The organism is Amycolatopsis oliviviridis, from assembly GCF_014654365.1.
Classification (GTDB): Bacteria; Actinomycetota; Actinomycetes; order Mycobacteriales; family Pseudonocardiaceae; genus Amycolatopsis; species Amycolatopsis oliviviridis.
Window position 1 is genome coordinate 738,803 of record NZ_BNAY01000003.1, and the last position, 19,978, is coordinate 758,780.

Below are 19,978 nucleotides of genomic sequence, written 5' to 3' on the forward strand. Positions count from 1 at the left end.
CAGGACACCCTGCACGTTGCGTGTTCGGATACTCACCGAAGGCGTGTCGGGGAACCTATCGATCGTGTGACCTGCATCGACGTAAATGCGTCGGGGCAGAGCACGGCCAAAGGAGTCAACACACCATGGGGTGGACCACACGCCCGAGCGTGCGTTCGCGCGCCTTGACCAGCCTGATCGCGACGTGCCTGCTCGGCGCACTGTCCGCCACCGTCGCGGCGACACCGGCTTCGGCCGCCAAGGAAGAAGGCGTCGGCTACGCGGTCACGCCCGGCCAGACGGTCGCCGGCAAACCCAGAGAGCGGGACTGGCTCGGTTCCTACGTCGTCAACGGCAAGCACGTGTTCTGCGTCTCCTTCCAGCTGAAGGCGCCGGACACGAACGAGAAGTACCAGCCCGGTGACGAACTCCTCGACAAGTGGGGCGCGAAGCTTCCCGAGGACACCGCCGCCAACATCTCCTACCTGCTGCTGCGTTACGGCGGCACCACGAACAACGCCGAGGCGGCGGCGCTCGCGCACCTGCTGCACTCGTGGACGTCGAAGCCGCGCTCCGACGCCGACCTCAAGCCGGAACTCCCGCCGGAGAAGATCGGCTACGACGTCCAGGCCCACCTCGACAAGCTGAAGGCGCAGAAGCCCGACGCCGCCACGGCCGTCGAGAAGCTGACCAAGGACGCCGAAGCCAACCGCGGCCCGTGGACCACGTCGATCGCGCCGCCGAAGGAAGACCAGCACATCGGCACCGCGGGCGAGTGGACGATCAGCGTCAAGAACGCCAAGGGCAAGGGCGTCTCCGGGGTGCCGGTCCAGCTCACGCCGTCGAACGCGACCGTCGACAGCGGCGAGACCACGAAGCCCGCGTCGACTTCGAAGGCCAAGGCCGAGAAGGCCACCACGGTGAAGACGGGCGAGGACGGCACCGTCACGGTCAAGGTGACGCCGACCGGTGACCAGCCGAAGCTGGCCAGCTCGCTTTCGGCGCCCGCGGATCGGCCGTATGTGCAGTTCCCGGTCGAAACCGGTGTGCAGAAGGTCGTCTCGACAGGCGGCGAGAAGGAACTGAAGGCCCAGGGTGTCGCGGTCGTCTCGAAGCCGGGCAAGGTCCAGGTGACCAAGGTCGACGCGAAGACCGGCAAGGGCATCGCGGGCGCCGCGCTGCGGATCACCGCCAAGGACAAGTCCGCCGCCGCCCTCGGCCAGGACGGCAAGCCGCTCAACGGCGCCGACGGCAAGCCCGCCGTCGTCACCACCGAGGGCGAGAACGGGACGGTCACCGTGGAGAACCTGCGGACCCCGCAGGAGATCTGCGTGATCGAGGTCAACGCCCCGCCGGGCTACACCAACGCGTTCGACCCGAAGAATCCGCCATCCGCCTGCGGCGAGGTCAAGCCGGGTGAGACGCTGGCGCTCAAGGTCGCCAACACGCCCAACGAGGTACCGCGCACCATCCCCGCCGGCGACCGGCCGGTGGCGATGATGCAGGGCACCGTCGAGAACACGGCGTCGACCGCCGGGATCCTCGGCGTCGGCGCGCTCGCGCTGCTCGGTTCGGTGATGGTGGGCGTGGCCGCGCGGCGGTCCTCGCGACGCTAAAGAGGTTTCGGGAATGTCAGTACGACGCGGGTTCGCGCTGGGAGCCGTCACGGTCCTGTGCGCGGACCTCGTCGCGGCCTTGCTGATCTGGCCGCCGACGACCGTGGTGACGGGGACGGCTCAGGCCGTCTCCGTCGCCGTCGCGGGTGGCGCCCCGGCGGCACCTGCCCAGCAGGAGGTCCCGCCTCCGCCGGAAATCGTCCCCACGACGCCGACGGCCGCTCCGCCGCCCCCGAAGGAACCCGAGGCCCCGAAACCGCAGGGCCCGGGGACGATCCGGCTGCCCGCCGGCGGGGGCGCGAAGCTGATCCGCAAGGAACTCGGGCCGGGCGCGGAGCTGCCGGTGCCGGAGAACCTCGGCGAGGTGACCTGGTGGGGCGCCGAGCTGAGCTCGGCGACCGGGGCGACCGTCTTCGCCGGGCACGTGAACTGGAAGGGCGCGACGGGTCCGTTCGCGGAACTGTGGACCGAGCGGATCGGCGGCGCCGTCACCGTGGTCGACAAGGCCGGGAAATCCTGGCAGTACAAGGTTTCCCAGCTGATCACGCTGAAGAAGAACGAGCTGCCACAGCGGGCGGACGAACTGTTCGGCCAGTCCGGTCCACATCGGATAGTCCTCGTCACCTGTGGCGGCCGCTGGGTCGGCGGGGAGACCGGCTACGCCGAGAATCGGGTGGTCATCGCCGACCCCGCTTAGTTACCCGTGAGTAACTTCACGGGACGTGACGGTGGTCCTCGCCGTGATGATGCAGCAGAATGCCTGTGGACGCGGGCGAGCACGGTGAAGGGTGAAGCGGATGGCGACTTTTCTGGTGACCGGGGCGACCGGACTGATCGGGCGCCAGTTCACCCGGCTGCTGCTCGCCAGGGAGGACGCCGACAAGGTCGCGCTCGTCGTCCGCGCGTCCTCACGGGACAAACTCGCGAAACTCGTGAACGCCTGGCCGCATCCGGAACGCGTCACCCTCGTCACCGGTGATCTCGGCGAGCCGCTGCTCGGCGTCGGCGAAGAGGACCGAGAGAAGCTTCGCGGCGTCGATCACGTCGTGCACCTCGCCGCCCTTTACGACCTCACCGCCGACGACGAAGCCAGCATCAAGGCCAACGTCGAAGGCACCGCGCAGGTGATCGCGCTCGCCGCCGATCTGAACGCGGGCTGCCTGCACCACGTGTCCTCGGTCGCCGTCGCCGGTGATCACGAGGGCATGTTCACCGAGGAGATGTTCGACGTCGGCCAGCGGCTCGTCACGCCGTACCACCGCACGAAGTTCGAAGCGGAGCGTCTCGTGCGCGAGCAGCACGACGTGCCGTGGCGGGTGTACCGGCCCGCGGTCGTCGTCGGGAACTCCGAGACCGGCGAGATGGACAAGATCGACGGTCCGTACTACCTGTTCCCCGCGATCAGCAGGCTGGCCGGGCTGCCCGACGTGCCGATCGTCGGCCCCGACCTCGGCGACACCAACGTCGTCCCGGTCGACTTCGTCGCGAAGTCGCTGAACGCCCTGATCACCACGAAGGGTCTCGACGGGCGAGCGTTCCATCTGGTCAACCCGGAGCCCCAGCCGGTCGTCTCGGTCTACAACGCCTTCGCGAAGGCCGCGGGCGCGCCGACGATCTCCGTGCAGCTCAACGAGCGCGTGTCCAAGGGCATCGTCAACCTGGTGAAGCTGAGCGAGCACATCCCTGGCTTCACGATCGCGCGCGACGCCGTGATGGAACGGCTCGGCATCCCGCCGGTGCTGCTGGAGACCATGGCGTTCCCGTCGGTGTTCTCGTCGGCGTCGACGCGCAAGGCGCTCATCGGCTCGGGCGTCGAGGTGCCGCGGATCGAGGACTACGCGCCCACCCTGTGGCGCTACTGGCGTGAGCACTTGGACCCGTTCCGCGCCCGCAAGCACGGCCCGCGCGGCGAGCTGGACGGCCGTCGCGTGATCATCACCGGCGCGTCCTCGGGTATCGGCCGGGCGACCGCGATCAAGGTCGCGGCCGCGGGCGGGGTGCCGCTGCTCGTGGCACGGCGGCAGCACGAACTCGAAGAAGTGCGGGACGAGATCATCGCCGCGGGCGGCACGGCGTCGGTGTACCCGGCCGACCTGACCGACGAGGAATCGGTGCACAAGGCCGTCGACGCGATGCTCGCCGAGCACGGCCGGATCGACATGCTCGTGAACAACGCGGGCCGGTCAATCCGGCGCTCGATCAAACTGTCGTACGACCGGTTCCACGACTACGAACGCGCCATGGCGATCAACTACTTCGGCGCGGTGCGGCTGATCCTCGCGGTCCTGCCGCATATGTCCGAGCGGAAATTCGGGCATATCGTCAACGTCTCGTCGATCGGCGTACAGGGAATCGCGCCGCGCTTTTCGGCGTACGCGGCGTCGAAGGCCGCTTTGGACTATTTCTCCCGGATCGCCGCGACCGAGACCCACGGTGACGGGATCACTTTCACGACCATCCACATGCCACTCGTGCGCACGCCGATGATCCGGCCGACGAAGATCTACGACGCGTTCCCGACGAAGTCCCCGGATCAGGCCGCGGACATGGTGATGAAGGCGCTGAAGGAACGCCCGAAGCACATCGGTACGCCCGCCGGGCAGGCGATCGGGCTCGCGTACACGCTCACGCCGGGACTCACGGATGCCGTGGCTTACCAAGGATTCCGCGTGTTCCCGGACTCCGCGGCCGCCGGCGGTGGCGGCGGGCTCAAAATCGGCAAGGGTGAGCAGCATCTGTCCCGCGCGGCGATGGCCCTCGCCCGGCTCAGCCGCGGCTTCCATTGGTGACACTGCGCACACGGGTAGCGGCCGTTCAGGTGAGGGAACGCAGCTGAGAGCCGACACACGTCGGTGAATCACCAAGCCTGGCCACGGCGACGCCGGGTACGCAGGTACCGTCGTGGCCATGGTTCCCGAGCGAGACAACGGCCTGTTGCCCCTGCGGCGCGAGTACACCCAGGCCTGGCACGGCTTCGACCGGAACGAAGTGCGCCAGTATCTGGATCATCTCGAAGCCCAGCTGCATCGCGTGATCACCGATCGCGACGCCGCGATCGCGCAGGCGACTTCGGCCACGCGCGAACTCGAAACCGTGCGCCACGAGGTGGCGAAGCTGAACGCCAGAATCGAGGAGCTGAAGAAACCACCGGAGCGCCTCGAAGACCTCGACGAGCGGATGCAGCGCACCGTCACGCTCGCTCAGGCACGCGCGGAAGAGGTCACGAAGCGTGCCGAGGTCGCGGCCGAGAAGCACTGGGCGTCGTCGAGCGAGGCTTCGAAGAAGCTCCGTGAGCGCTACACGCGGCTCGTCGCCGAGTTGGACAAGCAGGCGGACGCGCTGCACTCCGAGCACGAATCCGCGCTCGCCGAGACGCGGGCCGAGGTCCAGCGGCTGACAGTCGAGGCCGCCCAGCGCCGGGAACTGCTGGACAACGAGGCCGAGCGCAAGCGCCGGAAGATCGAGCGCGAGTTCGACCAGACGATTTCGGCTCAGCGCGCTTCGCACGAGAAGCACATCGCCGACCAGCAGACGGCCAGCAAGAACCAGGCCGAACGCCGGATCGCGGAGGCCACCGCGGAGGCCAAGCGCCGCATCGACGAGGCGACGACCGAGGCCAAGCGCCGGCTCGACGAGGCCACGACGACGGCGGCTCAGCGCACGACCGCCGCCCAGCGGAAGGTCGAGCGGCTGGCGGAGATCCGCGAGCAGGCTCGCAAGAGCCTGATGCAGGCCGACGAGGTCCTGAAGGGCAGCGAGGCGATGCTCGCGGCTCTGCCCGAGGAGTCGGTGATCCCGCACGCTTCGAAGCTCGTCGGCGGCGACAGCAAGGCCGAGGAGACGAAGCCCGCGGGCAAACCCGCCGAGCCGCCCGCGTCGAAGGCCGCTGCCCCTGCTCCGGCTCCCGCCAAGCCCGCTCCCGCCAAGCCCGCTTCTTCGGCGCCTGCCGCCGCTGCGCCGAAGAACGGACAGGGCGAGCAGAACGGCCCCAAGGCGAACGGGCAGAAGCCGTCACCGGCCAAAACCGGCTCCTGACCAGCGCGAAGTAGCAAGGGACCTTTGCTATCACTCTCTTCCGGAGAGCGATAGCAAAGGTCCCTTGCTCTCTTTCAGGGCTGTCAGGAGACGGTGGTGCGAGGCCAAGGGTTGGCCGCTTCGAGCTGGGCGGCGAGGCCGAGGAGGAGCGCTTCCCCACCGGGCGCGGCGACGAGTTGGACGCAGGCAGGGATGCCCGAAGGGTGCACACCGACCGGCACCGACATCGCCGGATAGCCCGCGAGATTCCACAGGCCGGCGAAGCCCGCCACGCGCACCGACGGCAGCACGTTGGCGATCCACCGGCTTTCGTGCCACCTGCGTGCCTTGAGCGGCAGCGTCGCGATCATGGGCGTGACCAGGACGTCGTGGTCGGCGAAGAACTCCTCGGCACGCTCCAGCCAGCGCTCTCGGGTGCTCTCCCGGACCCGCTTGGCCAGCAGGCGCCCGAGCCGGACGTGCGTACGTGTGCGGGGCTGAAGCGCGGCGAAATCGAACTCGGCCGCTTGTTCGGCCGGGCCCGCGACCCAGCGCGCGAGTAGGCCACCGATCGCACCGGCGCTGTACCGGGGTGTTCCGGGCCCGACGGTGTGCCCGGCCGCACGGAACAGCTCTCCCGCCTGCGCGACGGCCTGCCTGAAGGCGCGCGGCAACGGCGCCCTCGTCAACGGGACCTGAGTGGACAGGGCGATGCGAGACCGCTTCGGGTCGGCGAGGTCCGCCAGGCCTGGCTGCTCGGCCAGGACCGACATCAGCACGGCCGCGTCGGCAACGGTGGTCGTCATCGGACCGTGCGTGGACAGGCCGAACCAGCCGTTCTCCCCCGGTACGCGGACCACGCCTTTACCCGGTTTGAGACCGACGATCCCGCACATCGCGGACGGCAGCCTGATCGAGCCCAAGCCGTCCGTGCCATGCGCGATGGGCACCAGTCCGGCCGCGACGGCCGCGGCGCTCCCGCCCGATGAACCACCCGCCGCGTAGGACGGATTGCGCGGGTTACGCGCCGTCCCGTCCGGATCGTCGCTCGACGGCCAGACGCACAGCTCCGGCACCCGGGTCAGGCCCACGATCACCGCGCCGGCGGCGCGCAGCCGCCGGGCTATCTCGCCGTCCTCTGTGGACGGTTCCGGCGAACCCGCGCGCGACCCCCACGAGGAGTACTCGCCCTCGACCGGCGCGACGTCCTTGACCGCGACTGGCACACCGGCCAACGGCAGGTCCGCCAAGTCCGCGCGTTCGGCGACGGCGGCGGCCTCGGCCAGCGCCTCGTCGGCCCTGACCCGGCGGAACGCGCCGACCACTCCGTCCGCCGCCGCGATCCGGGCCAGCGCCTCACGCGTCACGTCGACCGGGTCGAGTTCCTTGGCGCGCACAGCCGCCGCGATTTCCACTGCCGTCTTGACCATCCCCGCACTGTAGATCGGGCGGCGAAGATCAGCTGCGCGCCGAACAGGCGAACTTCGCCGAGTCCGGTTCGAACGCCGGGAAGTCGGTGTAGCCGTCGAGCCTGGCGCCGTAGTAGACATCGTGGTGCGCCTGGGCGAGCGGGGCGTCGAGCGCGAATCGGGCGGGCAGATCCGGGTTCGCGATGAACAGCCTGCCGAACGCGACCACGTCGGCCAGCCCGGACTCGATCAAGGACTCACCCTCCTCCCGGGAGGTCGGCTCCTTGGAACGCAGATTCGCGACGAGCGTCCCCGGCCACAAGGGCCGCAGGTGGGACAACGCCTCGGCGTCGGGCGTGTCGATGACGTGCAGGTACGCGAGCTCGTACCGACGCAGTTCCGTGAGCAGTCGTGAGTACACCTCCTTCCCATCGTCTTCCACGATGTCGTTCTCCGGGTTGCCCGGCGAAATCCGCAGGGCGACCTTGGCCGCGCCGATCTGTTCGACCACGGCCGCCACCACTTCGAGCGGGAACCCGAGCCGGGCGGCGACGGAACCGCCGTACCTGTCCTCCCTGCGGTTGGTGTTGCCGGCGAGGAACTCCTGGATGAGGTACCCATTGGCACCGTGGAGTTCCACGCCGTCGAAACCGGCTTCGACGGCCCGGCGGGCGGCCGCGGCGAAGTCCTGGACGACCTCGCCGATCTCGTCCTCGGTGAGCGCGCGGGGCTCGACCGTGTCCGTCCAGCCCCCGGCCGAGAAGATCCTCCCGGCCTGCCGGACCGCCGACGGCGCCACCGGCGTCCGGCCTGTCACACCGGGATGGGCGACCCGGCCCGCGTGCCACAGTTGCGCGAAGATGCGGCCACCTTTCTCGTGCACGGCCTCCGTCACCTCACGCCAGGCCTCGACCTGCCGCTCGGTCACCAGTCCTGGGATGCCCGGGCCGCTCTTGCCGGTCAGGTTGACCCAAACGCCTTCGCTCACGATCAATCCGGCACTCGCGCGCTGCGCGTAGTACTCGGCCGTCCTCGGATGTGGCACGCCTGTCGTGTCATCGGCACGTCCCCTGGTCATCGGGGCCATCGCGATGCGGTTCGGCAGCTGGAGCGCAGTGCCGCGGAATGCTTCGAGCAACCTCATGAACGCGAAGCTAAACCCTGACACCGGCGTCACGGTCAACCTCGGTTTCCGCGGCTACTGTGGACATATGCGGATCGGCGAACTGGCGGAGCGGACCGGGGTGAGCGTCCGCTCGTTGCGGTACTACGAAACGGAAGGCCTGCTGCGTCCCGATCGAAGCGGCAACGGCTACCGGACCTTCACCGAAGACGACGTCGCCCGCGTTCTGCAGATCCAGCTCTTCTACTCGGCCGGCTTGTGCAGCGGCAAGATCGCGGAACTCCTTCCCTGCGTTTCCGGGGACCACACGCACTTGGTGCCTTCGCCGGGGATGACGGACGAACTGGAGATCGCCAAGACTCGGATCCAGAACCAGATCTCCTTGCTCACCACCTCTCTATCGGTTCTGGAGCGTGTCCTGGCCGCGGCCAAGGGGACCGACACCGCCGAGGTACCGGTTCCTTCCCGGCCCGCCCGGCGTCACCGGGGGATCCACGTCTGACGCGGATCAGGCGTTCGGGTCCCGGCCCAGCAATCCGAGCAGCCTGTCCTGCAAGGGCGCGCTTTCGGGCACCTTCACTTCGGGACCGAAGACGACGATTCCAGGGCCGAAGGCGCCGGGGATCCTCATCTGATCAGGGATCGCCTGCGCTCCGGGCCACATCCGGGCGACCTCCTCCGGATCGATCGTGTCGTCCTGACCGGTGGCCCGGGCCAGGTCCCAGCCGTGGACCACCATGTCGGCGCTGACGACCTGATCGATGTGTTGTTCGGCGGTCATCTTCCCCGCCGGTGTCTCGTGTTCCGTGGCCGCGAGCACCGGGTCGGTGAGAATGGCTTCGACATCGGCCCGAGCCGCGCGGAAGGCGCCGAGCGGATCCTCCTCGATCGAAGGCGCCGGCCCGAGCGCACGTCCGACGGGGCGCAGCATCGCGCCGTGCATGTCGACGATGTGCCCGACGACATCCCTGGCGCTCCACTCTTCACACGGAGACCTGTTCTCCCAGCGTCCCGCCTCGACAGCGGCGACCTTGCCCTCGAAAGCGTCGGCCCGGGCGCGATAACGATCCGCGATGGCGTTCATCGAGCTCACGCCCTCGCCGGGGCGGCCACGACCTCGGCCAGCTTGTCGAAGCCCTCACCGACCCCGCGCTCCATCCCGGATTCGAGCACGGCGTCCCGGATCCGTTTCGAGCCGTACCGCACCACCTGGGTCAGGGTGGTGACTCCGTCGTGTTCGACGAACGTCAGCGTCGCCAAAGCCTGCCCTTCCGACGCTTCGCAGTCCTCGTTCGTCTCCAGGGAGACGAGTCTTTCCGGGCGATCGATCTCCTGGTAGACGCCCTGCAGCAGCATCTCCATCCCGCCACCGTGCCGTAGCCGGTATCGCCATCTGCCGCCGACCCGCAGGTCGATCTCGCATTCGACTACCTCGCAGCCGTGCGGACCGAACCAGCGGCGTACCAGCTCCGGTTTGGTCCACGCGTCGAACACCAACGTCCTCGGCGCATCGAAGGACCTCGTCATGAGGATCTCGAAATCGCCGGATTTCGTCACGCTGAGAGCACGTCCCATCGTGCTGCTCCTTTCCGCTCGTGCGGTGGTCATTCGGTCTCGTCCCGGTGTTCCGGGTGGCGCAGCTCCCCTTCGAGGACGAGGTCCAGCTTCGAGAAGGCCCCGTCCCAGTGGTGGCGGTACCCACCGAGCCATTCGGTGGCGTCCTTCAGTGGCTCGGCCACCAGCCGGCACGGGCGACGCTGGGCATCACGCCCCCTCGCCACCAGCCCGGCCCGCTCCAGCACCTTCAGATGCTTGGAGATGGCGGGCTGGCTCATCGCGAACGGCTCGGCCAGCTCCGTCACAGTGGCCTCGCCGCGCGCGAGACGAGCGAGGATCGCGCGACGGGTGGGATCGGCGAGTGCCGCGAAGGTGACGTCGAGCAGATCCTGTGCCACGGTCGCCCGCCTTTCAGTTCTCACGAGTTCGAGTTCTCACGTCGCGTTCCATCGGAGCCTGTCCGCGCGACCATGGATAACCTTGCGGTTCCATAACCATGTGGTAATGTAGGCCGCATCGGACCACCCTGTCAAGCTCGACCAGTCAGAACGAGGGAGAGGAAGGAGGTGAGACCAGGTTCTGGCCGGCCGGGAAACGCGCGAAAGGACACGCGAGCGTGTACTAAAGGGCACCTGGGGTTACCGTCGATGGCGGTATGGACGACGAACGAAACGAGCCGATGAACTCCGGGCGACCGAAGACGACGAAACGATGGTTGACCGTCATCCTGGGAACGGTCACCGTTCTGTTCACCAGCGTGCAATGCGGTACGCCGACCGAACAGGCCGGATCGGCGCAGCCCGCGGGGACCACACCCCCGCCGCGGACCAGCACCGCTTCGAGCCCGTCCAGCTCCAGCCCGCCCGCCTCCTCGCCGTCACCGAGGATCGAGCAGGCGCCCGCTCCGGACTGTGAAGCCACCATCGCCGGGATGAGCCCCCGGCAGCGGCTGGCCCAGCTGGTAGTGGTCGGCGTGAACGCCGGCGATCCGCAAGCGGCGGTGAAGCTGGTGCGCGATCAGCAGGTCGGCGGGATCTTCCTCGGCGGCAACGAGACGGCCCTGCTGCAGAACCGCGCGCTGGACGAGGTGCAGAAGGCGGCGAAGGTACCGGTGTCGGTGGCGATCGACGAGGAAGGCGGCCGCGTCCAGCGGATCGACGCCCTCGACGGCGACATGCCCAGTGCCCGGAAGATGGCCAAGACCATGACACCGGCACAGGTGCGGACGAAGGCCGCAGAACGAGGTCGGCAGATGCGGGCTCGCGGCGTCACCGTGGACTACGCGCCCGACGCCGACATCACCGGCCAGCCGGATCGTGACATCGTCGGTGACCGGTCGTTCGGCGCGGACCCGGAGGTCGCGCGAAAGTACGTCCTGGCGTTCGCACAGGGCCTGCGAGACGCCGGGGTGCAGCCGGTGCTGAAGCACTTCCCCTGCCACGGGCACGCCACCGGGGACTCCCACAAGGGATTGGTGCGGACGCCGCCGCTGGCCTCGCTGCGGAAGGTCGACCTCGTGCCGTACCGGGACATCGACGAGTACGGCGAGGTCGGCGTCATGGTCGGGCATCTGGACGTGCCCGACCTGACCGGCGGCACACCGTCGACCCTGGCGGCGCCAGCGTACCGGCTGTTGCGGCAGGACTACGCGTTCGACGGCCCGGTGATCACGGACGATCTCGGGGCGATGAAAGCGATCACGTCGCAGTACCCGCTGCCGACGGCGGTGCTCAAGGCCTTGAAGGCGGGAGCGGATCAGGCGTTGTGGTCCTCCGGAGGCAACGTCGGCACGGTACTGGCCACGCTGGAGCAAGCGCTTGCGTCCGGTGATCTCCCGGCCGCCCGGGTCGACGAGGCCTTGGCCCGGGTGCTCACGGCGAAACGGGCCTGCGGCTGACCGGCCGCGAGCCCCGGTGAGGCGGTCGATCAGCCGCCCGACGGGGTGACGGGGAAAGCGGTTCGAAAACTCAATGAACACAATGCTGACCAGGCTCGAGCCGAAGGTGACCCTGATCACCGCCCCGCCGCCCGATCAAGGAGGATCGCGTGCCTGGTCCCACGAAGTACCTTCGCCGTCTCGCGCTTACGGCCGCCGCCGCTGCCGGACTGAGCCTGCTCGCCGTACCGGCCGCGTCAGCCGCGCCGTCGCCGATCGACAGTCCGGTGCGGACCACCGGCTGTCATCGTCCGTCCCCGGTTCCCGCCGGGGCGACGACGTTGCGGACCTTGACGTCCGGCGGCCTGGTCCGCGAGTACACGGTGCACGTTCCCGCGCGGTACCAGCCGTCGCGGCCGTACCCGCTGGTGTTGTCGTTCCACGGACACAAGCGGACGTCGAAGTACCAGGAGGAGCTATCCGGGTTTTCCGCGTATGACGCGATTTCCGTCTACCCGCAAGGCCTCGTGGGCACCGACGGCGAGTCGGCCTGGACAGGCGCGCCGTATTCGGCGGCCGCCGACGACGTGCTGTTCACCAGCGATCTGCTGAACACCCTCCAACGGGAACTGTGCGTCGACTCCCGCCGGATCTACGCGACGGGCAAATCGAACGGCGGCGGGTTCGTCGGCGTCCTTGCCTGCCGACTGCCGGGCCGGATCGCGGCGTTCGCCCCGGTCGCCGGCGCGTTCTACCCGCAAGGCGGCGAGTGCCACCCGTCGCGGCCCGCCCCGATTCTCGACTTCCACGGGACGGCCGACACGACGATCCCCTACACCGGGAATCCCGCGAAGGGCCTGCCGACACTGCCGGACTGGCTCACCGCGTGGGCGGACCGGAACGGCTGTTTCCCGCGCCCGATCGAGTACTCGCCGAAGGCCGACGTCACCGTCCAGCGCTGGCTCGGTTGCTCGCTCCAGCACTACCGGGTCGAGGGAGCCGGACACGTCTGGCCGAGCACCGGACCGAACAACGACTCCGCCACTCCAACCGTCATCGACGCGACACCGGTCATCTGGAAGTTCCTGCTCGCCCACCGTCTGCGTTAAGAACCCGTCGATTTCCTTGCCGGACCCGTCCCTCCGGCGCTACCGTCGAACCTGACCGGATGACCAGATGAGCAAATCTGGTCACGAAGTCAGAGACTGGGAGCGCACGTGGCAGAACGTCCGGACCGCACCGCCGGCCGCGCCGATCGCATCCTCGACGCGGCCGGCGTCCTGCTGTCGCGGCTGGGCTATCGCAAGGTGACCATCGAGGACATCGCGAGCCAGGCGGGCATCGGGAAAGGCACGATCTACCTGCACTGGCCCACCAAGGAAAACCTCTTCCACGCGTTGCTCCTGCGCGAATCCCTCCGGGCCGCGACGAATCTTCTCGATCGGCTGGACAAGGACCCGGCGGAGGTGGTCCCGCATCGATTCCAGCGGGCCGCGTTCCTGTTCACCCAGCGCAATCCGTTGCTCGGCGCGCTCATCACCGGCAACACCGAGCTGCTGGGCCGGTTGAAGAGACATCCCTTGCAGGATCAGGACGCCGTCGTCACCGAGCGGTACCTGAAGACGATGACCGACCGGGGTCTGCTCCGGAACGACATCCCGAACCTGCTCTTTTCCCTGCGCGCCTCGGCGTTGGGGTTCTACCTGATGGACAGCTTCACCACCGACGGCACCGGCGTCACACCCGAGGAGAAGGCCGACGCTCTCGCGCACATCATCCGGACGGCGTTCGAGCCGCCGGAGCCACCGTCCACGGCGAATCTGGCCGTTGCCGCGGCCGAAGTGATCGAAGCGTTCCGGGATCTGATTTCGTCCTATGACGCCTGGATCTACCGAAAGGACGGCACCGGGGAGCCCGCGTGATCCGAGCTCCTCCCACCACGAAAAGAAGGGGGCAAGCCATGACCACGATCGCCGAAAACTGGGGCGTCCACGAGGCTCAGTTCTGGCTTCGAGGTGAATTCCCGGCCGAACCGGTCGGTTTCGAACCCGCGACGGGTGCGTGGAACGTGTACGGCCACGCCGAAGCGCTGAAAACCTTGAGTGATCCCAAGGTGTTCTCTTCCGACACCGCCCGCCTGATCCCCAAAGAGATGTCGCCGGAGAAGGACCAGTTCGTCGAGGGCAACCTGCTCCAGATGGACCCGCCGGACCACAAGAAGCTGCGCACGCTGGTCAGCCACGCCTTCACGCCGAAGGTCGTCGCTGACCTCGAACCGCGGATCGCCGCGTTGACGAACGAACTCCTCGACGCCGTGGAGGGCACGGACTCGATGGAATTGGTGACACATCTGGCTTATCCGCTGCCGGTGATCGTCATCGCGGAACTGCTCGGCATCCCGGCGAGCGATCGCGACCTGTTCAAGGAGTGGGTCGACACGTTGCTGCGGAACAGCCAGCAACGGTCGCTGACCGAGCAGACCGAGGAGGACAAGAAGGCCGCCGAGGAGACACAGGAACAGCTGAACAACCTCGTGAACTACCTGGGCGAGCACGTCGACGACCGGCGTAAGAACCCGCGCGAGGACCTGCTGACCAAACTCGTCGAAGCCGAGGTCGACGGCGCGAAACTCACGCAGAACGAAGTCGTCAACTTCGCGAACGTGCTGCTGCTCGCCGGGCACATCACCACCACGATGCTGCTCGGGAACACGGTGCTGTGCCTGGATTCCCATCCGGACGAGTACCGGCGCGTCCGTGAGGATCGTTCGCTGCTGCCCGCCACCATCGAGGAATCGCTGCGTTTCCTCAGCCCGTTCGCACTCGTCGCCCGCGCCACGACGACCGAGGTCGAGCTGGGCGGACAGACGATCCCCGCGGACAACATGGTCTTCACCTGGGTCGCGGCGGCGAACCGGGATCCGCGCACGTTCACGGATCCGGGCACTTTTGACCCGGCGAGGGCGCACAACCCGCACCTGGCCTTCGGCCGCGGGATCCATTTCTGCATCGGTGCCCCGCTCGCCAGGCTGGAAGGCAAGACTGCGCTCAACATCCTGCTGGACCGATTCCCCGACCTGCGCACCGATCCGGCCGTTCCGCCGTCGTTCATTCCCAGCCCGCACATGACCGGGGTGAACGAGCTCCAGCTGCTGCTGAAGCCCTAACGGTCGGCGTACCGGGAGGCGAGCGGGACCACCACCCGCGGAATCCGTTTCCCGGGCGTGTAGCGCAGTTCGGTGATGTTGCCGTTCGGCACGACGTAGGTGTCGGCGAACGTGCGGAATCCGCGCATGGCCTCGCTGTCCGGGGTGGTGATCCCGGTCAGCAGCGACCACATGACCGCGCGGATGAAGAGCCCGTGCGTGAAGACGGCGATCGGCCCGGGTTCCCGTTCTCCCAGCCGTGCGAGGAATTCCTGGGTCCGGGTGAAGAGAGCGGCGAAGGATTCCGCGCCGTTCACCGCATGGTGCGGATCGGCCCGCTCCCAATAGGCCTCCGTATACGGCTTACGGGTCGCGGTGGTGGTGACCTGTCCATGGAGTTCGCCGAGAAAGGTGAACTCCTGGACAGGCCACTCCTCGCGCGCCGCGACGGGGTACCGCTCGATCGTCGGCTCGGCGGTCTGCCGTGCCCGCAAGAACGGCGACGTCACGATCAGCCGAGGCGGCTCGGCCAGTGATTCCGCGACTTCGCGGGCTTGCCGTCTGCCGAGTTCGGTCAGCGCCGAAGCCCCCGGCTCACCGCCGGGAAGACCTGCGTTGGTTTCGCTCTCCCCATGCCTGATCAACCACACCCGTGCCACGATCGCCTCCTAGACCCCGTGTGTCCTCGACGATCGCATCGGGCGGAGTTGATCGCGACTCCCAGGATGCCCTGATCGTCGCGGGAACGGCACGGTTCTCAGCGGTCGAACTGCCCCGGCGCGCGACCTTCGCCTGCGGGGCCGCGGTACGCCTGCGCGATGTCCAGCCAGTGGTCCGCGAGCGCGCCTTCGGCACGGACGTCGAGGTCGTCGCGGTGACGACGCCGCGTGACCAGGAGGCAGAAGTCCTCCGCGCTCCCGGTGACCCGCTGCCGCGAGTCCTCGGGCCCGAACGTCCACAGCTGTCCGGACGGCGAGGCGATCTCGAAGCGGAACTCCTGCTCCGGCGGGGTCAGGCCCCGGGCCTCGTAACCGAAGTCCCGCACCCGGACGGCGAAGCCGACGAGGTACGCGAGCCGGTCGGTCCGCTCCGGCCGCACGCCCAGCGCGTCCGCGACGTCCTGGCCGTGGGCGAACAGTTCCATCATCCCGGCGCAGGCGAGGATGGCCGGCGGCAGCGGGTTGACCAGCCACGGCACGACCTGGTCCGCCGGGACCGCGGCGAGCGCCTTGATCCCGGCGTCGCGTTCGGCGCGCCAGCGGCTCAGCAGAACCTCGTTGGGGTCACCGAGGTAGTCGTCGAGAGCGGCGTTGACGGCGGCGTCGAAACCGCGCGCCATCGAAGTCTTCGCGAGTTCGGCGAACTTCTGCGGCTCCGCCGCGGACAACCCGGCGATCTTGAAGATGAAGGAGAGATGCGCGATCTGGTGCTTGACCGACCAGCCGACCGCGGGTGTGGGCAGATCCCATCCCGCGTCGTCCAGATCGGCCACCAAGGCGTCGACCTGTTCACCCTCCGTGGTGAGGTCCCTGATCACGTACCGGAAGTCAGTCACCGTGCCGTCCTCTCGCCGTTTCCACCCTTTCGAATGATGCGGACGCGCCGCGCCGTCGTCTTCTCCTCGCGAGCCCCGTCGAATTCGGGCTTGATTCTGGTGCCGGGTCCAAGTTCTACGCTCGGGACATGCGAACCGAAGCGGCGACGGCGTTGACGATGTCCCAGGTGACCTCTCGCGCCGGGGTCCGGCCGGACACTGTGCGCTACTACGAGCGCATCGGCCTCCTCCCGGTCCCGGCACGGACGAGCGGGGCGCACCGTCGCTACGACGAGGCCGTGATCGACAGGCTGCGGTTCATCCGCGGCACCCAGCGGCTCGGGCTGACGCTGACGGAGATCGGCGATCTGCTGAGCGTGCGCGATACCGGGGTGTGCCCGTGCGAACCCGCCGAAACCATGCTGGAACGCCATCTCACCGAGATCGAGGCCGAAATGGCTCGGCTCGTCGAGCTTCGTGCCGAGCTCACTTCCTTGCTGTCCGGGATGTCCGGCGCCAACTGCGCCGATCCGCTTCCCGGCGCTTGGTGCCCGCCTGACCGCGAACCCGAGGGAGGAGGTGGCTGACCATGCGGAACGACGACTGGTGCGACTGCGACTGCTGCGGCACCGGCTGCTGCTGACCCGCTCCGGCGGGACCGGCCGGGCTTGACGTCACCCGGCCGGTCGTCCGAGTCAGTCCCGCGGCAGGAGCACCGTCTCCCCGATCCGGTCCTTGCAGACTTCGGCCGAATACGCCATCAGGCCACCCGCCTGCGCGTCCCTGAACAGTCGCTGGATCGGCGAGGTGCGCAGGAAACCCGAACCGCCGCCCACTTTCAGGGCCAGCTGGGCGACGTCACGGGCGATGTCGTTCGCGAGCACTTTCGCCGTCATGGTCGCGGGCAGGAACTCGGGCGAATTCCGATCCGCCAGCCACGCCATGTGCCGGGAGTACATACGCGCCGCTTCGAGGCGGGTGTGGACGTCGGCGGTTTCGAACCGCAGCCATTGCATTTCCGCGAGTGGCTGCCCTGTCGCGGGAATGACGCGGCTCCGGGCATGCGAGATCAGCGCGTCCTCCGCCGCGTCGGCTATTCCCAGGGAAAGAAAGGCGAGACCGGCCCCGATGTGGTTCGGGCGCCGCTCGGTCGAGGGAGGGCACCTGCGGTCCTCCCGCAGAACGGTCCCTTCGAAGGAGACGAGCTGACTGCGGCTGGCACGCAGCCCCATCGTGTCCCAGATGGGCACGAAGGTCATCGTGTCCTCCGGCGCCACGCCGAAGAACGTGGGGACGCCGTCGACGAGCGCGTTGACCAAGAAGTGGTCCGCGACCTCGCAGCCGGATACGAACCGCTTGGCGCCGGTGAGCCGGTACCCGCCGTCGACGGGCTCGGCGATCTGCTGTGGCATCAGGAACATGTTCCCGCTGCTCGGTTCGGACAACGCGTTCGCGAACCTCACCGCCGAGCTCCACAGGCAACGTCGCCCTGTCGAGCCCCGTCGCGTGCAACGCGCGCAGGTTGGCGATGGGCAACTCGGCCGTTTCGTCGAATTCGGCGGCGCTCGCGGCGAAGTCCTTCGCCAATTCGGTGACGGTTTCGATCCAGCGACGTTCGTGGGCGGGCGGGGCGAACGGATGGGCGGGCTCGGTCATGTCCGCATCATGCCGGAAGCGCGAAGGCCTCCCCGCCACCCCGAGAATGGCGAAGGAGGCCTTTCACCGTCCGGCCGTCAGACTCCGGTGCAGGCGGCCGTGGCGAATTCCCCGGAAGCGGTCTTGGTGGAGACCACCGCGCCGTCGACGGTGATCTTGCAGGTGACCGATCCGCCGGTCTCGCCCGTCGAAACCGTGAGCGTCCCGCCCTTGTAGACGCCCTTGTTCTCGACTTCCTTGTGCCAGGGCAGCGCCGGAACCGTTTCGGTGAGGGGGTTGAGCACCTCGCCGTAGATGACCTCGACGTTCGTGGCGTCGCCGGTGATCTCGTAGGACACCTTCGCGGTGCGGTTGATTTCGTTGTTGACCTCGTCGACGGCCGCGTTGAACACGAAGATCCACACCACGCAGACCACGAGTCCGAGCGCGGACAACGCGATACCGGTGATGGAGAGTCCCTTGTTCGAGGCCTTTCCGTTCTTGACACGGATCAGCCCGATGATCGAGAAGATCAGGCCGAGGATCACCAGCGGCCAGGCGATGACGCCGATGAACGGGATCGGGGAGAAGACCAGCCCCACCAGACCGAGGACGAAGCCCGTGACACCGATGCCGTTGCGGGGTGGCATCGGGCCGCCGGGGGCTTGCGGGGCCGGCGTGTAGGGGGTTTGCTGGGTCACGGGTTTTCCTTTCCAAAGGGATGAACGACGCGGCATAAAACCAGCGATCGCGGGGTGTCCGCGTCGTCCTCGGCGCGTGGACCCGTTACGACGAAAGTCGTAATTCCCGCTCGTGGAAGGATCGGTTCCGCTGATGCGGGTGACCAAGCCTCCCTGCGTACGCTCAGCGCATGGCAAGACGTGTGCTCGGGGTGGTGCTCACCGTGGTGGCGGTCGCGGTGTGCGTGATCAGCAGCATTTTCGTCTTCAGCGCCCAGGGGTACCTCCCGGCGACGAAATCGTTCGATCCGACTTGGTGGTCCACGCTCGGGTTCTTCACCGGGATCGGGGCGGCCGTCATGCTCTGCTGGCGGCACAAATGGCCGGAACTCGTCCTCGGCATCGCCCTCGTGCCACCGCTTTGTTTCCGATCCGACGCGCTGGCCGCGCTCGTCGCGCTCGCCGCCGTGGCCGCGCGCCGTCGCGACAAGCTCACCTGGATCGGGTCCGTGCTGGTCTACCTCGCCACGGCGTGGGCGTTGTTCGGCGACGCCAACCGCCATCCCGACGTGACCGTCGCGGGGCAGATCGTCGGCAAGCAGCTTTCCGCCGTGCAACTGGTGGGAACGCTGACGGTCGCCGTCGTGATGACGGCCATCCCGCTCACCGTCGGAGTCGTCCGCGGGATGCAGGACACGCTCGCGACCCGTGAGGCCAAGGAAGAGGAACTCCGCGCCGAGATGACCCGCCGCGCGGAACGCACCCGGATCGCGCGCGAAATGCACGACGTCCTCGGGCACCGGCTCTCCCTGCTTTCCCTGCAAGCCGGCGCGCTCGAAGTCAGCAAGGGACCCGCGACGACGGAAGCGGCGAAAACCGTCCGCACGACCGCGCGCCAGTCCCTCGATGATCTGCGGCAGGTCATCGGCGTCCTCCGCGACGGCCAGGGTTTCGGCGAAAACGGCGAGAACGGCGCGCATCCCGAACCACCGCAGCCGACGCTGGCGGACATCCCCGAACTGGTCGCCAACGCCCGCCGGGCCGGACTCGGGGTCAACGTGACGATCCTGATCGACGACGCGGGCGGCGCGCCGGCGCTGCTCGGCACGACCGCGTACCGGATCGTCCAGGAGTCGATGACCAACATCCTGAAACACGCGCCGGACGCGGCGGCCGAGGTTTCGGTTCGCGGAGGGCCGGGGAGCGGGCTGACCGTCGAAGTCGTCAATCCGCTGTCCGCGGCACCCGACGCGGGGAAGCCACCGGGCGCGGGTACCGGGCTGACCGGGATCGGCGAACGCGTCACCCTCATCGGCGGGAACGTCAGCGCCGGCCCCACCGAAGAGCGCACATTCGCCGTCCGGGCTTGGCTACCGTGGGGACACCACTAACCTGTCCGGGTGAACCAGC

At 68.3% G+C, this 19,978-nt stretch carries 20 protein-coding genes; 11 read left to right on the plus strand and 9 right to left on the minus strand.

The window, feature by feature from the left end; genetic code table 11:
• Positions 1–125 precede the first annotated feature (125 nt).
• The 4 genes from IE302_RS16565 (at position 126) to IE302_RS16580 (ending at position 5,630) form a co-directional block, all read left to right on the plus strand.
• Positions 126–1,595, plus strand: a complete 1,470-nt coding sequence (locus IE302_RS16565; RefSeq protein ID WP_191255379.1) for a SpaA isopeptide-forming pilin-related protein — start codon at positions 126–128, stop codon at positions 1,593–1,595.
• A gap of 13 nt (positions 1,596–1,608) precedes the next feature.
• Positions 1,609–2,292, plus strand: a complete 684-nt coding sequence (locus tag IE302_RS16570) for a class F sortase (RefSeq protein WP_191255380.1) — start codon at positions 1,609–1,611, stop codon at positions 2,290–2,292.
• Between the two features lie 100 nt (positions 2,293–2,392).
• Positions 2,393–4,384 (plus strand): SDR family oxidoreductase, encoded by a 1,992-nt coding sequence (locus IE302_RS16575; RefSeq protein WP_191255381.1) that lies wholly within the window; start codon positions 2,393–2,395, stop codon positions 4,382–4,384.
• A gap of 118 nt (positions 4,385–4,502) precedes the next feature.
• Positions 4,503–5,630: a coiled-coil domain-containing protein gene (locus IE302_RS16580; protein ID WP_191255382.1), complete on the plus strand. Its 1,128-nt coding sequence runs from the start codon at positions 4,503–4,505 to the stop codon at positions 5,628–5,630.
• Between the two features lie 83 nt (positions 5,631–5,713).
• Here the strand turns inward: IE302_RS16580 and IE302_RS16585 are convergent, their stop codons facing one another.
• Both IE302_RS16585 and IE302_RS16590 read right to left on the minus strand, forming a co-directional pair.
• On the minus strand, positions 5,714–7,039 hold the full coding sequence (locus tag IE302_RS16585) for an amidase (protein WP_191255383.1): 1,326 nt from the start codon (positions 7,037–7,039) through the stop codon (positions 5,714–5,716).
• Between the two features lie 28 nt (positions 7,040–7,067).
• Positions 7,068–8,162 (minus strand): alkene reductase, encoded by a 1,095-nt coding sequence (locus IE302_RS16590; RefSeq protein WP_191255384.1) that lies wholly within the window; start codon positions 8,160–8,162, stop codon positions 7,068–7,070.
• On the opposite strand from IE302_RS16590, the gene IE302_RS16595 reads away from it, so the two are divergent.
• The gene (locus tag IE302_RS16595; RefSeq protein ID WP_191255385.1) at positions 8,161–8,643 is read left to right on the plus strand and encodes a MerR family transcriptional regulator; all 483 of its coding nucleotides are present in this window, start codon (positions 8,161–8,163) and stop codon (positions 8,641–8,643) included. The genes IE302_RS16590 and IE302_RS16595 overlap by 2 nt on opposite strands.
• A gap of 6 nt (positions 8,644–8,649) precedes the next feature.
• Here IE302_RS16595 and IE302_RS16600 read toward each other — a convergent pair whose 3' ends face one another.
• From IE302_RS16600 to IE302_RS16610, 3 genes are read right to left on the minus strand one after another with little or no spacing between them, the layout of a single operon-like run.
• The gene (locus IE302_RS16600; RefSeq protein ID WP_191255386.1) at positions 8,650–9,225 is read right to left on the minus strand and encodes a TIGR03086 family metal-binding protein; all 576 of its coding nucleotides are present in this window, start codon (positions 9,223–9,225) and stop codon (positions 8,650–8,652) included.
• 5 nt (positions 9,226–9,230) lie between these two features.
• On the minus strand, positions 9,231–9,716 hold the full coding sequence (locus tag IE302_RS16605) for an SRPBCC family protein (RefSeq protein WP_191255387.1): 486 nt from the start codon (positions 9,714–9,716) through the stop codon (positions 9,231–9,233).
• Positions 9,717–9,745: 29 nt separating this feature from the next.
• Positions 9,746–10,096: an ArsR/SmtB family transcription factor gene (locus tag IE302_RS16610; protein WP_191255388.1), complete on the minus strand. Its 351-nt coding sequence runs from the start codon at positions 10,094–10,096 to the stop codon at positions 9,746–9,748.
• Between the two features lie 257 nt (positions 10,097–10,353).
• Between IE302_RS16610 and IE302_RS16615 the strand changes: the two genes are divergently transcribed.
• The 4 genes from IE302_RS16615 (at position 10,354) to IE302_RS16630 (ending at position 14,740) form a co-directional block, all read left to right on the plus strand.
• Entirely contained in the window at positions 10,354–11,595 is a 1,242-nt protein-coding gene (locus IE302_RS16615) for a glycoside hydrolase family 3 N-terminal domain-containing protein (RefSeq protein ID WP_191255389.1), read from the plus strand.
• Positions 11,596–11,744: 149 nt separating this feature from the next.
• Positions 11,745–12,683, plus strand: a complete 939-nt coding sequence (locus IE302_RS16620; RefSeq protein ID WP_191255390.1) for a CE1 family esterase — start codon at positions 11,745–11,747, stop codon at positions 12,681–12,683.
• Between the two features lie 108 nt (positions 12,684–12,791).
• Positions 12,792–13,496 carry a TetR/AcrR family transcriptional regulator gene (locus IE302_RS16625; RefSeq protein WP_191255391.1) on the plus strand — a complete coding sequence of 235 codons (705 nt, stop codon included), beginning with the start codon at positions 12,792–12,794 and terminating at the stop codon, positions 13,494–13,496.
• 38 nt (positions 13,497–13,534) lie between these two features.
• Positions 13,535–14,740: a cytochrome P450 gene (locus tag IE302_RS16630; protein WP_191255392.1), complete on the plus strand. Its 1,206-nt coding sequence runs from the start codon at positions 13,535–13,537 to the stop codon at positions 14,738–14,740.
• Here IE302_RS16630 and IE302_RS16635 read toward each other — a convergent pair.
• On the minus strand, positions 14,737–15,378 hold the full coding sequence (locus IE302_RS16635; protein WP_191255393.1) for a histidine phosphatase family protein: 642 nt from the start codon (positions 15,376–15,378) through the stop codon (positions 14,737–14,739). The two genes, IE302_RS16630 and IE302_RS16635, sit on opposite strands and share 4 nt — an antisense overlap.
• Before the next feature lie 98 nt (positions 15,379–15,476).
• On the minus strand, positions 15,477–16,274 hold the full coding sequence (locus tag IE302_RS16640; protein WP_191255394.1) for a TIGR03084 family metal-binding protein: 798 nt from the start codon (positions 16,272–16,274) through the stop codon (positions 15,477–15,479).
• 128 nt (positions 16,275–16,402) lie between these two features.
• Between IE302_RS16640 and IE302_RS16645 the strand changes: the two genes are divergently transcribed.
• A complete protein-coding gene (locus IE302_RS16645; protein WP_191255395.1) occupies positions 16,403–16,840 on the plus strand; it encodes a heavy metal-responsive transcriptional regulator in 438 nt (145 codons plus the stop codon).
• Positions 16,841–16,948: 108 nt separating this feature from the next.
• On the opposite strand, the gene IE302_RS16650 is transcribed toward IE302_RS16645, so the two are convergent.
• Together IE302_RS16650 and IE302_RS16655 are read right to left on the minus strand one after the other, a co-directional pair.
• Positions 16,949–17,716: an acyl-CoA dehydrogenase family protein gene (locus IE302_RS16650; RefSeq protein WP_229907795.1), complete on the minus strand. Its 768-nt coding sequence runs from the start codon at positions 17,714–17,716 to the stop codon at positions 16,949–16,951.
• Positions 17,717–17,986: 270 nt separating this feature from the next.
• Positions 17,987–18,538 (minus strand): DUF4190 domain-containing protein, encoded by a 552-nt coding sequence (locus IE302_RS16655; protein ID WP_191255638.1) that lies wholly within the window; start codon positions 18,536–18,538, stop codon positions 17,987–17,989.
• A gap of 221 nt (positions 18,539–18,759) precedes the next feature.
• Between IE302_RS16655 and IE302_RS16660 the strand changes: the two genes are divergently transcribed.
• Positions 18,760–19,959 carry a sensor histidine kinase gene (locus IE302_RS16660; protein ID WP_191255396.1) on the plus strand — a complete coding sequence of 400 codons (1,200 nt, stop codon included), beginning with the start codon at positions 18,760–18,762 and terminating at the stop codon, positions 19,957–19,959.
• Positions 19,960–19,978 lie beyond the last annotated feature (19 nt).